Annotated in this window: 13 protein-coding genes; 3 read left to right on the forward strand and 10 right to left on the reverse strand. The window is 57.8% G+C overall.

From position 1 onward, the window contains the following. Nucleotides 1-409: 409 nt before the first annotated feature. The 8 genes from ACFPDR_RS14715 to ACFPDR_RS14750 all read right to left on the reverse strand — a co-directional run bounded on the left by ACFPDR_RS14715 (nt 410) and on the right by ACFPDR_RS14750 (nt 7,654). Nucleotides 410-1,771 carry an SLC13 family permease gene (locus tag ACFPDR_RS14715; protein WP_009461047.1) on the reverse strand — a complete coding sequence of 454 codons (1,362 nt, stop codon included), beginning with the start codon at nt 1,769-1,771 and terminating at the stop codon, nt 410-412. A gap of 285 nt (nt 1,772-2,056) precedes the next feature. Then, a complete protein-coding gene (locus ACFPDR_RS14720) occupies nt 2,057-2,539 on the reverse strand; it encodes an isochorismatase family protein (RefSeq protein ID WP_035269181.1) in 483 nt (160 codons plus the stop codon). A gap of 98 nt (nt 2,540-2,637) precedes the next feature. Next, nucleotides 2,638-3,645: a YeeE/YedE family protein gene (locus ACFPDR_RS14725; protein ID WP_376911342.1), complete on the reverse strand. Its 1,008-nt coding sequence runs from the start codon at nt 3,643-3,645 to the stop codon at nt 2,638-2,640. Between the two features lie 33 nt (nt 3,646-3,678). Beyond that, nucleotides 3,679-4,974, reverse strand: a complete 1,296-nt coding sequence (locus ACFPDR_RS14730) for an NAD(P)/FAD-dependent oxidoreductase (RefSeq protein ID WP_376911344.1) — start codon at nt 4,972-4,974, stop codon at nt 3,679-3,681. Between the two features lie 2 nt (nt 4,975-4,976). After that, nucleotides 4,977-5,330 carry a c-type cytochrome gene (locus tag ACFPDR_RS14735; RefSeq protein WP_052159242.1) on the reverse strand — a complete coding sequence of 118 codons (354 nt, stop codon included), beginning with the start codon at nt 5,328-5,330 and terminating at the stop codon, nt 4,977-4,979. A 165-nt stretch (nt 5,331-5,495) separates the two neighbouring features. After that, complete coding sequence (soxZ, locus tag ACFPDR_RS14740; RefSeq protein ID WP_088452462.1) at nt 5,496-5,822, reverse strand: thiosulfate oxidation carrier complex protein SoxZ; 327 nt, start codon at nt 5,820-5,822, stop codon at nt 5,496-5,498. Nucleotides 5,823-5,835: 13 nt separating this feature from the next. After that, the gene (locus ACFPDR_RS14745) at nt 5,836-6,339 is read right to left on the reverse strand and encodes a thiosulfate oxidation carrier protein SoxY (RefSeq protein ID WP_115635016.1); all 504 of its coding nucleotides are present in this window, start codon (nt 6,337-6,339) and stop codon (nt 5,836-5,838) included. Next, a complete protein-coding gene (locus ACFPDR_RS14750; RefSeq protein ID WP_115635018.1) occupies nt 6,326-7,654 on the reverse strand; it encodes an FAD-dependent oxidoreductase in 1,329 nt (442 codons plus the stop codon). The genes ACFPDR_RS14745 and ACFPDR_RS14750 overlap by 14 nt, the downstream gene beginning before the upstream one ends. A 404-nt stretch (nt 7,655-8,058) precedes the next feature. On the opposite strand from ACFPDR_RS14750, the gene ACFPDR_RS14755 reads away from it, so the two are divergent. Continuing rightward, complete coding sequence (locus tag ACFPDR_RS14755) at nt 8,059-8,268, forward strand: cold-shock protein (protein WP_009461028.1); 210 nt, start codon at nt 8,059-8,061, stop codon at nt 8,266-8,268. Between the two features lie 93 nt (nt 8,269-8,361). On the opposite strand, the gene ACFPDR_RS14760 is transcribed toward ACFPDR_RS14755, so the two are convergent. Together ACFPDR_RS14760 and ACFPDR_RS14765 are read right to left on the reverse strand one after the other, a co-directional pair. After that, nucleotides 8,362-9,714 (reverse strand): ATP-binding protein, encoded by a 1,353-nt coding sequence (locus ACFPDR_RS14760; protein WP_083053831.1) that lies wholly within the window; start codon nt 9,712-9,714, stop codon nt 8,362-8,364. A gap of 12 nt (nt 9,715-9,726) precedes the next feature. After that, nucleotides 9,727-10,389 (reverse strand): response regulator, encoded by a 663-nt coding sequence (locus ACFPDR_RS14765; RefSeq protein ID WP_021446792.1) that lies wholly within the window; start codon nt 10,387-10,389, stop codon nt 9,727-9,729. A gap of 252 nt (nt 10,390-10,641) precedes the next feature. Here ACFPDR_RS14765 and ACFPDR_RS14770 point away from each other — a divergent pair, with 252 nt between their 5' ends. Beyond that, nucleotides 10,642-12,237 (forward strand): cbb3-type cytochrome c oxidase subunit I, encoded by a 1,596-nt coding sequence (locus ACFPDR_RS14770; RefSeq protein ID WP_031232271.1) that lies wholly within the window; start codon nt 10,642-10,644, stop codon nt 12,235-12,237. Further along, nucleotides 12,234-12,884, forward strand: a complete 651-nt coding sequence (locus tag ACFPDR_RS14775; RefSeq protein ID WP_009461016.1) for a cbb3-type cytochrome c oxidase subunit II — start codon at nt 12,234-12,236, stop codon at nt 12,882-12,884. Before ACFPDR_RS14770 ends, ACFPDR_RS14775 begins: the two co-directional genes overlap by 4 nt. Nucleotides 12,885-12,892: the final 8 nt, after the last annotated feature.

The raw sequence follows: 12,892 nt of genomic DNA on the forward strand, positions 1-12,892 counted from the left end.
AGAGGGGAAGAGGGCATCAGGCTTGAAACAACGGCAGAATAATAGCAATCATTCTCATTTCGGTGTTGGGAATTTCCAGCTTTCAAGGCTTTATTCAGAAATTAATGCGGCGCCATAGCTGTTTTGGCGTTTTCCATAGGGAAAAACGCGGTTGAGAGGGAGGCGGGGCGATGAGCTGGTGAGACTCGGGCGGGAATAAGTCTTGTCGGTTCCGGGCTGAGGGCTGAACGCCGGGATGAGGCAGAAGGGAATATGCCTTGCAGGCATTCCACGCCACTAGCAAATCTTATGGTCTATGGAGTTGGACCAGAGAGCGTTAACTGCCGGTTGATGAGGTCAGAATCCCCATCAAAAAGGCCCCGGCTAGCAAAGTGCCGGGGCCAGCTGGATTTCTGCTTCGCCGGGAGTTTTAGAGCACCACAAACAGCAGCCAGACGACGACCGGGGCAATAACCGTGACGGCAGCACCGTACAGCAATAGCTGACGGAAGAAGGCATCACGCGACACTCCCTGGGCATTGGCCAGTACCAGTGCGCCATTGGTGGAAAAGGGGCTGACGTCCACAATGGTGGAGGATACGGCCATAGCCGCAATAAAGCCCACCGGCCCCACGCCGCCATCGCCTTGCAGAAAGGGCACCGCCAGCGGAATCAGCGAACCCAGCACGGCGGTGGAGGAGGCAAACGCCGACACGACCGCGCCCACAAAAAGCAGCAGCAAGGCCGCCATCAAGGGAGAGGTCAGCTGGGCAACACTATGGCCGACAAAATCAATCGTGCCCATGGATTCCATCACGCCCACATAGGTGCTGACACCCACAATCAGCATGATTTCAGGCCAGGACACTTGGCCCAGTGCGCGTTTTTGCAGATTGGGGGCCATCAAGGTCAGTACCAGACCGATGGTGATCGAGGTAAAGCCAATATCCTGTTTGAAAAACAAAGTCAGCACGGCCAGGATGAACAGGCCGACCAAGGTAAGAACGCGATACCAGTGGGGGGCCTCGTTGGCACCATTACCGGCTTCGACCAGGGCATCGGGGCTTTTCCGGGCGGTCTTGCGCTCTTCACCAAAGGCTTCGGCTTCAGCGTCGCCAAACACTTGCGGACCACCCGAGCCATGGGCCACGCGGGCAACGTTTACGTCTGCCGAACTTAAGTCCACTTTCTGGCGCATCAGCTTCAAACCACCCATCCACACGAACAGCAAAATGGACACGGCCAAGTTGATGCTCAGGCTGGCCATCATGGTGGCCATTTCATTCAAGGGCAAACCGGCGGCGCTGACCACACGGTTGGTGATGCCACCGTAAATACTGATGGGGGAGAAGCCGCCCCCTTGGGCGCCATGAATCACCAGCAAACCCATCAAGAGCGGGTTGATGCCATACTGGCGGGCAAAGCCCAGCGCAATCGGCGCAATGATGGCAACGGCGGCCGGGCTGACGGCACCTACAGCGGTCAATGCGGCCGTGATCAGAAACATGATCCAGGGAATGGCGGCGATTCGGCCACGCACGGCTCGCACGGCCATGCTGACCAGCCAGTTGATCGTGCCATTGTTCTGAGCCAGCGCGAACAAATAGGTAATACCGGCCAGTGTTAGAAACAGGTCAGCCGGAAAGCCGCCCATGATTTCCTTGGCGCCCATGCCCGCCACCAGCGTGCCCACCAGAAAAGCGCCTACAAAAGCAATCAGCCCCATATTGATGGGTAGGGCGGTCGCCAGTACGAACATGCCTCCTAAAACGGCAATGGATAGCCAATGCATATGTCTCGTCTCCTTGTAATTGAACCTTTTGCAGGTTTCTGGAAACGACCATATCAGTGGCGGTATAGGGCTATCAATAAAGCTTATGGGTGAATGATTACGCTAAACGTAATGATTAATCAGGGGCGCGATGGTTGAATGTTCAATCAGCATTTGTCTGATGCAGCAGAGAGAACAGGGGGACGGATTTGATGAGCGGTTCGCTGCAGAGTAGTGGCTTGACGCGTGTGGGCGCTACCTTTGGGTTGCTGAGCCAAGTCCGGCTTTACCCGCCCATGCGCGTGATTACTGCCGGTCCAGTTCAGCCAGTAGTTCGCTGCTGTGGATCGTGCTCCCGAAGTGATGTTTCCACAATTTGATACCCAGCTCGCCGGAGCGATCCAGGGACGAGCCAACCGTCAGATCCGTAATCAGGGTGGGGTGCAGCCCGGCATCAAACAAGGCAAACCCGGCAGCCAGCACGCAGGTATCGGTTTGAATGCCGCAGACCAGAATGCGATCAGCCTGACATTGCTGCAAATATTCCATTGCAGCGGGGCTGGGGGCGTAGCCGTGCTTGATGAAGATTTGTTTGGCATCGACCAGACAGCGATCGCTGCGCGGCGGACACCAGCCTAGCTGACTGGAAAAAGGGGTTTGAGACTCGTCGTGCAGTTCAATCAAGGCCGCGCAAGGCAGGCGGGTGCTCAGGGCGTTAATGCCGTCGATCAGCCAGGGGGGCGGTGAAAAGCAGCTTTGCACATCGACAACAAGCAGGATCTGTCGCATTGCAGTGGGCTCGGTAAGAGTGCTTCAGCGAATGTCAGGCGGAGCTCGCCAGGGCCATTCTGAAGCGCCGTCAATCAAGCCCTTATTGAAACACGGAGTCAGGCGCTTGGGCGGGTCAAGGTCAGACGTGCACCGACGATAATGCCCAGCACCGCCAGCAAGGAGGTGGCCGACAAGGTGGACAAGCCGCTTAAGCCCTGGCCTATGGTGCAGCCCAGGGCCAGCACGCCACCTACGCCCATCAAGGCACCGCCTGCCATGGAGCGCAGCATGTGGCGGGGCGACTCAAAACCTTCCAGCTTCCAGCGACGACGCAGCAGGGCGCTCAGCAAGGAACCGGCCACCACACCCACCACAATCATGATGGTAAAGCGCGGGCTCATGCCGGTGGAGATCATGGCGTATTGAATGCTTTCCCCAATCGGGGCGACAAAGCTCAGCGAGCTGACGGGTAAAGGCTCGAAGGGATCATCGCCCAGCCAGCCGGTAGTCAGCCAGCCTGCCACAATCAGCAGCCCTACAAATGCTCCGGCCAGCAGGTCATTCAGGCGTTGGCCGTCCTGGCGACGCAGTAAGGCAAAAGCGATCAGGGCGGCGACGAGGAGGGCAATCACCATAGAGCGGAGGGGACCCTCGGACAGGGTCGCTGCGGGCAAGGTGACACTGCTGGCTTGGGCGATGCTCATGCGCAGCGGCGCCAGCAGGCCCGTCAAGGTGACATAGGCGGCGATACCCAGACAAAGCACGACAACAAAGGAACGCAGACTTCCCTGTCCCAACAGAACCAGGGCTCGGGCGCCGCAGCCATTGGCCAGGGTCATGCCTGCCCCAAAGAGCACACCTCCAAGCGGCACCAGCAGCCAGGAGAAAGTGGGGTTCAGGTACAGGACCTTGTCCAGACTGATCAGCCCGTAGCCCGCCGCCAGTTGTGTCCCGGCCAGGGCCACGGCCAGCGCCAGGGCAAAGCCCTGAAGCTTGTAGCCGCTACGCCCGGACCAGCGCTCGGTCAAGCCACGATAAAAGCAAAAACCACTGAGCTGGCCACTAATGCCAAAGAGCAGGCCAATGGCCAAGCTGACCCACAGTACAAGTTCTGTATTCATCATGTGCGCTGGATGTTAGGACCGGGTTGGAACCACTTAGCCTTTGGTGCCCCAGATGTCGCGACTGATCGCGGCATACCAGGCCTCGCCATACTGGGCTTCCTGCTTGCGAAAGGCCGGGCTGGCTTCTTTAGGGCTGACCCCGCCGGACGCTTCAGCCAGCCTGTCATCGGCAAAGGCGTACAAGTGCCCCACAGAAATGCCATAGTCGGGAGCGATCAAACTGTAGCAGGTATTGCTCAGTGTGGCCTGTGGCGCAGGCTTGCCGCTCAAGGCATTAATGATGGCAGCCGCTGCCAGCTTGGCTTGCGTATTGGCAGAGAAACCGGACTTGGGCATGGGCGAGGCAATGGTGGCATCGCCCACCACGTAGATGTCCTTGACCTGCTCGGACTCGAAGGTATGCGGGTCAATTGGCACCCAGTCGCTGGCGTTGGTGACACCGGCCTGTTCTGCAATGGCTCCGGCTTTTTGTGGCGGGATCACGTTCAGCACATCGGCTTTGTGGATCTCGCCAAACTCGGTTTCCACGCTCAGCTTGGCGGCATCCACGCGAGTGACTTTGCCGTCTTTGGAGAAGGGCACCCATTCGATCATGTCGCCATAGACTTGTTTCCAGCCATCCTGGAACAGGCCCTGTTTGGAGAAGCTGTCTTTGGCATCCAGAATCAGGATCTTGGATTTGGGTTTGTTCTGCTTGAAGTAGTGAGCCACCATGCTGGCGCGCTCGTAAGGGCCGGGCGGGCAGCGGAAGGGGTTTTCGGGGGCTACCATAATGAAGGTGCCGCCGTCGGGCATGGCATCCAGCTGACTTTTCAGCAAACGGGTTTGATCGCCCGCTTTCCAGGCGTGCGGGGCCAGCAAGGAAGCGGCCTCGTCATAGCCTTCCAGCGTGTTCCAGCGAAAATCAATACCGGGTGAGAGCAGCAGCTTGTCGTAAGACAGCTTCTGGCCCTTGGCCAAGGTCAGGGTTTTGGCCTGGGAGTCGACCGCAGTGGCCAGGTCGTGAATGACATCGATACCGGCGGCGCGCAAATCATCAAAGCCGTGGCCCTGCTGTTCAAAACGGCGCAAGCCGGCCAGATACAGATTGGTGAACGGGCAGGTGTAAAAGGTGGTGGCCGGTTCAATCAAGGTGACTTTCAGGGATGGATCACCGCGCTTCAAGTAACGGGCAGCGGTTGCACCGCCAAAGCCGCCACCGACCACAACGACATGGGCCGAGCTGCTGCGCGCGTACACAGGCAGAGTGCTCAAGGCCAGACCAGCCACACTGGTTTTACCGACACGGCTCAGCCACTGGCGACGGGAGGAGTTCAAGGGGGTGCTCATTCTTAACGTCCTTCCGCAACGCTGCGAGGGGTGGAGGAGACTGCAGAGAAATAACGTGCCAGGGCTTCCAGATCCGCATCCTGGTAGCCTTTGACCAGGCGACTCATGATGGTGGTGCCAGCCGGAGGCGTATCGGAGGCAAAGGCGCGCAGTTGCTCCAGCAACACCGCTTCGGGGCGGCCAGCTAGCGAGGGAATGATGGTCGTGGAACGCCCATCCGGGCCGTGACAGTTCGCACAGGAGCTGGCCACCGTTTTGATGTCCAGCGTGGAACTGGCCCAGGCCGGTGCGGTAGCACTGCTGGCCACGAGCAAGGCGGGGGCAAAAAGGAGACGACCTACCAGAGAGAGGGACATGGGCATTCTTCTTGTCAATGTGCATCGTTGTAGGAAAGGACGCTCAGCGTAGCATTCCCCTTACGCCCACCTTGTATGACTATATAGAACACTGTTATGAACTCAGCGCCCGTTAAGGGCGCTGAATGGGGCAGGTCAGGGGGCCGGGCTGGAACTGGTCCGCAATCAGTCGCTGATGCTCAGCTCCGTCTGGCCGGTAATGACAGCGCCTTGATCGTCCGTCCAGCTCATTTCCAGCACTCCGGAACGTCGTGCGACAAAGGTAAATTCAATGTACGGGTTTTGGGAAATCGCGGTTTCCGGCTGCCAGTTGAACAAGGGCTCGCCGTTAAAGGTGGCCTTGAATTCGTGGATGATGTTGCGCGGCACAACCTGGCCTTCCTTGCTCAGGCGCAGACCGCTTTCCATACGGTGTTCGACCAGGGCGCGCACGCGCACAATGTCGCCCGCCTTGGGCTTGGCATTGCTGATCCAGATACGTGGTTTACTCATGAGTGCCCCTTGTTTACATGCCGCAGCCGCCAGCAGTCACCGTGATGTGATGCTGGGCGCTCAGGACGCGGCCATCGCTTAACCGTGCCAGGGCGCGGATGGTTTGGGTTTCAATCAGGCGCAGGCGAACTGCGACTTCTGTTGTTCCGGCCAGGGCGGTGAAGTTAAAGCGGCAGGCCAGCGGATGCGGGTTGCCCTGAGCCAGAATGATCAGCTCCTGGCAATACAGCTCGTCGTTTGCGGGCAAGTCCAGCACCACTTTGACGGGCACTGCGGCGGGGTTGTCGCCCAGAGCGGGCATATCCAGCTTCATGCCTTTTTCTTCTGGGCTGGCGCCTTTCAGGAACTCGTCCACAATGGCTTGGACCTGGGCCGCAGTGGCCGGTTTCAGCAATTGATCAAAGGCAACTTGCGCATGCAGATTGAGGGGCAGCCATGCGGCACCCAGTCCGGCGGCACTGCCCAGTACAAGCTGGCGGCGGCGGACAAAACGGGAGGGAAGTTTAGAGGAAGTCATTGAAACGGGTCTTGATCCACTGGAAGTCTTCTTGAACAAGGTCGGAGGTACGGACATCCATATCGATCTGGGTTTGCAGAACCTTGCCGCTTGCGTCCAGCTCGTATTCAAACTTGACCGAGATTTCTTCTTGCGGATCTCCGTTGACCATCATGTAGCAAAGATTATCCGGCAGCACGGGCACCACTTCCTTGCCCGCGATACGTTCGGCCAGGTTCTGGGAAACAATCTTGGCTACGGCGTGTGCCACGTGGGCGCTCTTGGGGTAGTGGCCGAACTGGTCGGAAATAAAGCCCATGGAGTCCCCCACCACGTAGACATTGTCGTCGTCGCGGGCAGTGAACAGGCGTGGGTCAATATTGGCCCAGCCCGTGGGTTTGCCATCGGGGCCTGTACCGATCAGGCCTGCGTTCCAGACCATATCGGCGGCCTGGTGCGGGGGCATCAGCACCGCGTCGTCAAAATCAAAATCGCCGGCGGTGGTCTTGATGTGCTTCTTGAAGGGATCGACCTCACGCACTCGGGCATTGGGGACGTGGGTGATGATGTCCGGGTACAGCTCCTGGAAGGCTGCGCGGTATCCCTCGCCAATCGGGGCAATGGTGGGCTTGGGGTCCAGAATGATGATCTTGCCCGGAATCTTGTTGGTCTTGATATGCCAGGCCATCAAACAGGCGCGCTCGTAGGGCGAGGGCGGGCAGCGATGCGGTGGCGGGGGCAGCGTCATCACAATGGTGCCGCCCTTGAAGGCTTTGAGCTTGTTCTTCAAGGCAAACATCTCGGCATTCGGGATGTAGGCGTTGGGAAAGTGCTGGCGGGTGTATTCCGCCGCGTAAGTGTCATTGCCAAACCAGGCATCGTAGGCATTGCGTATGCCGCCCGACAGGATCAGGTAGTCGTACTCCAGCGCGCCTTGGGTCGTGCGCACGGTTTTCTTGTCGCGCTCGATGGCGGTGACTTCGGCATGAACCAGGCTGTAGCCGTACTTGATGGAGGGCGCCAGCATGTCGTGGTTCAGGAAATCCGTGTTGACGATGTCAATCAGCCACTTGTTGCTCATGGGGCCGGACCAGAACGTGGGGTTGCGTTCGATCAGCACCACTTGTGCCTGGGGCACCAGCTTGGACAGGTACTTGGCGGCCGTCATTCCGCCCCAGCCGCCCCCACAAATGACAATGCGCGGGCCCTTGGTGTGGCGCGGCAGGATCTGGCTGGTGTTGGTAATGATGGCGGGGGCCGAGAGGCTGGCAGAGGGCAGAACCAGGGTTCCAAATGCGGCAGCCGGCGTGGCCAGCAGGAAGTTTCTACGATTCATTGTATGTTCCTCGTGATCATGACATGACACACGTCAATCAGGATAAGTAGACCGCTAAGTGCGAGCCAGTATAGCCAAGAGTGCTTTGATTGCGTGGGGATTTTTTATAGGCTGAAGTGAGTTGTTCAGGCCTCAAATACCGTTTGGCGCTGAAATGGCGGCGCTTTTCCCCAGGCGTTCTTGTGTTGGAGATGGCAGGGGCAACTGGCCCGGACATGGTGCGCAGTGGCATCCCGGATGCAAGGGCGGGGCTAGACAAACAGGATGGACAAGCTCAGGAAACAACAGAATTTCCGGATTTTTACAATTAAAAAGTAACGGAGCTATCTTTGTGGACGCAATCGGAGGATAGTTCAGGGAGAGAAAATTTTTTTCTCTGATCGTTATTACATTTAGGACTTATTTTGAAGACAGAAATTGGTATTGTGAAGTGGTTCAACAGCGAAAAAGGCTTCGGATTCATCGTGCCGGAGAACGGCGGCAAGGATCTCTTCGCACACCACAGTGAAATTCAGGGAACCGGGTTCAAAACTCTGGAAGAGAACCAACGCGTTTCCTTCATCGAAGGTGCAGGCCAAAAAGGCCCATGCGCAACTAAAATCCAAATTCTTTGATGATGGGCTTGCCTGAAACAGGCAAGCACCGCGTCAAACAGAAAAGGCCGGACCCTGATGGGCTCCGGCCTTTTTTTATTGCGTGGCTTGGTTTTAGTTGCCCTGGTCGGCAAGGGGCACGGTCAGACGCGCTTCCAGTCCGCCACTTTTGCGATTCAGCAGCTCCAGCGTTCCGCCATGCTGGGTGGCGATGGCGTTCACAATCGACAAGCCCAAGCCGTAGCCCGCCTGTTGTTGCGAGCCGCGCCAAAAACGGTTCATGGCCAGATCCCGTTCGCTGTCGCTTAATCCGGGACCGTGGTCCAGCACCCTGAGACGCAGATAGCCCGGCTCTCCTGCTTCAATCCGCAGGCTGATCGGTTGCTGGGCTTTGGTATAGCGCAAGGCATTGTCGATCAGGTTCTGTACGGCCACTGTCAGCAGGGATTTTTCAATCTGCACCGGGCCGGGTTTGCTGCGTATATCCAGCGTGATCTGGTCTATGGTGTCGCCGTAGATGGCTTTAAGGGCATGCAGGGCAGCGTATACCGCCTCGTCGGCCTGGCTACTTTCCATTCGGGCGCTTTGCCCGTCCAGCCGTGCCAACTCCAGCAGCCGCTGCAAAATGTTCTGTAGCTGTTGCACGCCCTGGTCTGCCTGGCTCAAGGCCGTATCCAGCGTGTTGCGTTCTCCAGGACGTTGGGCAGCCAGATGGGCAACTTGAATATGGGTTTTGATTCCGGTAAGGGGTGTACGCAGTTCGTGGGCGGCGCTGTCGGTAAAGCGGCGTTCGCGCATGATGGCGGCTTGTTGCCGCTCCAGCAGTTCTTCAAGGGTTCGCAGCAAGGGTTGCAGCTCAACCGGGACTTTGACTTTGGGCAGTGGGCTGTCGTCCCCGGGACGACGGCGCGACAGCATGTCCCGAATTCGCTCCAAAGGAGCCAGGCCGTGACCGATACCAACCCACAAAAGCAGCAGGCTACCAAACAAGGCCACGACAAAGGGCAGGCCAGCCGAGAGCATGATTTCCCGTACCAGTGCTTCGCGTATTTCTATGCTGTCGGCGGCAGCAATCTGAATATGGCCTTCGCGCAGCACAAAGGTGCGCCAGCGCTTGCCACCATGCACGTGCGTGCCAAAGCCCAAAGCCACTTGTGACATATCCGGGCTACCCGCAGTTCGGCTGACCGCCTGAATTTCTACTTCACTGCGCACCACACTGATTTCGCAAGCCACCCCATCTCGGGCAATGATGTCCAGGGGGCGCTCTGCGGATTGGGCCAACTCCTGCAAGTTTGGAAATTGGGCTACCAGTCCAGCCACCATGCGGGCCGATGCTGCCAGTCGGCTATCCAGCGCTTCACGCAAGGAGTGGCGTGCATCCATCAGCATCCAGGTGGCGACCGCACTCCAGAGCACGGTCAGGGAAATGCCGATAACCAGCAGCAATCTAAGGCGTAGGCTCATGGTGTGAAATACCTAACCGGCAGGCCCCAGTTTGTAGCCCAGGCCCCGCACGGTCTCGACAATATTGCTGCCCAGCTTGCGGCGCAAATGGTAGATGTGCACATTGATGGCATTGCTTTCCAGATCCTGATCGTAGCCGTAGACGCTGTCGCACAGTTGTTCGGCACTCAGGATGGTGTGCGGTTTGCTGAGCAGGGCACGCAACAAGGAGAGCTCGCGGCGCGCCAGACTGACTGGCTTGCCGTCCAGGGTGACATGGCCGGTGGAGGCACAGAAACTGAGCCGCCCATATTCAATGCAATCTGTTTCGTGGCCCGCCACACGTCGTGTCAATACATGCAGGCGTGCCAGCAGCTCGTCCAGGTCAAAAGGTTTGATGACATAGTCATCGCCCCCACCCAGCAGCCCTTCAACCCGGTGATGCAGGGCGTCGCGAGCCGTCAGAATCAGAATGGGCAGTTTACGGCCTTGTTCGCGCCAACGCCGCAGCAGCGTCAGCCCGTCCTGATCAGGCAAACCCAGATCCAGAATACAGACATCAAAGTGCGAAGACAGCAAGGCCGTGTCGGCCAGGCTGGCCGTGCCCACGTGGTCCACGGTCAGCCCATGCAGTCGCAAGCCCGCCACAATTCCGCTGGCGACGAGCGCATCATCTTCAACAAGTAAAACGTGCATTCTCCCCCCTGTGGTAAATGCGGCTTGTGCAGGCAAAGCCTGATGTTTATTACGTTTCGGCGTTCATGTTAGCAGCCTTGAGGGCAGGGGCGAGAGGGAAAGTTCTCTTAATTTGGCCTTAATCCTGATCCTCTACTGTGATGTGGATTGCATTGCATTTGTATCTCGGTACTTACTTTTTTAATAAAACCGGCTTGGGCAATGACGTTTCTTTAGGCTTAGCCGCATGACAGATATCGGGCATTTATTCACATGACTCCTATATTAGGAATATTACTGGCGACCAGTTTTGTCGCCTCTTTGGTGGCACTGGGCATTCTTGTCTGGGCCGTGGCAAACAAGCTGATCTTCGTTGGGAAGAACGAAGCTGAGACCATCTTCATGAAAGGTGAGCTTGGTCAGCCGGATGATAGTGCTTCCTTTGGGGGGGAGAACGAAGCACAGACACATCGCTTTGACGTTTTGCGTGCTGGTATTGACCGTAGTGGTCGGGGGCCGGTTCTGCTTCTGGTCACGGTCGGGATTACCTGGCTGCTGATCGGTTCGGTGTTTGGCGTGATGGCCTCGCTGAAATTGCATTGGCCCGATTGGCTGGCCGACGTGGCACAAGTGACCTTTGGTCGTGCGCGTACCCTGCACCTGAACATCGTGGCTTACGGCTGGTTGTCGGTGACCGGGATTGGCGTGGCCCTGTGGTTGTTGCCGCGTATTTTTCATACGCCTTTGCGACGTCCCAATATGGTGTACTTCGGCGCTGCCTTGTGGACCCTGGGGGTATTGGGCGGTACGATTGCCGTGGCCAATGGCTGGTCCGACGGGATCGAGTGGCTGGAATTCCCCTGGCAGATCGACATTCTGTTGGCAGTAGGGGGCTTTTTCCTGGCCTGGCCTGCCATTGAAACCGCCGCCAACCGCAAATCGCGCCACATCTATGTGTCGGGCTGGTATTTCCTGGCCGGCATGGTCTGGTTTCCGTTCCTGTTTCTGGTGTCCAACATCCCCGGTCTGCACATCGGTGCTCAGCAAGCAACCGTGAACTGGTGGTTTGCTCACAACGTGCTGGGTCTGTGGCTGACGCCTATGGGTGTGGGTGCGGCGTACTACATCATCCCCAAGATCATCGGCAAGCCCGTGTATTCCTACAACGTGTCCTTGCTGGGTTTCTGGAGTCTGGCGCTGTTCTACAGCCAGGTCGGTATTCACCACTTGATGGGCGGTCCGGTGCCAACCTGGGCCGTCACCTTGTCCGTGGTGCACAGCATCATGATGTTTGTGCCGGTGATTGCCGTGGCCATTAACCAGCACGTAACCGTTGCGCAGAACCTGTGGGCCTTCAAGCAATCCATGGCCCTGCGTTTCGTCTGGATTGGCGCGCTGATGTACACCTTGTCCTCCTTCCAGGGTTCGCTGGAAGCCATCCGCTCGGTGAACTCAGTGACGCACTTCACGCATTACACCGTCGGTCACGCTCACCTGGGCGCCTACGGCTTTGTGTCCATGGTGATGTTCGGCACGCTGTATTACATGATGCCGCACATTCTGGGACGTCGCTGGCCCTTCCCGGCTCTGATCAAAACCCATTTCTGGCTGGTGACGGCAGGCTTCACGATTTACGTGCTGGCTCTGAGCATTGCCGGTGTGGTGCAGGGCATGGGCTTGATGGACCCAGGTTCAAGTTTTGGCGAGATCACTCGCAAGATGGTTCCGTATCTGGAAGCCCGCTCCATTGGCGGCACCATGATGACACTGGGCCACTTTGTCTTTGCGGCTCACTTTGCCTTGCTCTTGCTGCGCAAAGGTTCCGCTGTTAATGCGACTCCTACACTTGCTCGGGCAGATGCGTCATGAATCGACTCTTACCTTTACTAATCGGGGCCATTGGCGTGTTGCTGCTGGCTACCTTGATGCTGGTGATTTTGCCAGCCTGGCAATTGCGTACCTCGGAACCGCCGGAGCAGTTGCAACCCTATACCGCCCAGCAACTGCTGGGGCGTGACGAGTACGTGGCCAACGGCTGTTTGTACTGTCACAGCCAGCAGCCACGCTCTACCGGTCAAACCCTGTTTGATACGGCACGTGGCTGGGGCCGTGCGTCTACACCGGGCGATTACTTTTACGATTCGCCCCACCTGCTGGGCACCATGCGTACCGGTCCGGACCTGTTTAACGTCGGTGCGCGCATGAAAAGCCGTGACTGGCATTTGACCCACCTGTATCAGCCCCGTGCGATTTTTGACTGGAGCCTGATGCCGTCCTATCCCTATATGTTCGAACTGAAGGACCAGGTTTCCGAAGGCGATGTAGTGGTGCGTTTGCCAGAGTCCCTGCAGCCTGCGGGCAAGCATGTGGTTGCTCGCAAGGAAGCGCTGGACTTGGTGGAGTACCTGCTGGCTCTGGATCGCACCTATGCGACCAGCGCGCAGGAACTGGATAAACGTGACCGTGGCTACGATCGTCGCCCCGCTGAAGCCTCGACGGATTCGGGCGCTAAATAGGACAAGTC

It is taken from the genome of Alcaligenes sp. GCM10023179, from assembly GCF_042653705.1.
GTDB classification, from domain to species: domain Bacteria; phylum Pseudomonadota; class Gammaproteobacteria; order Burkholderiales; family Burkholderiaceae_B; genus Alcaligenes; species Alcaligenes phenolicus.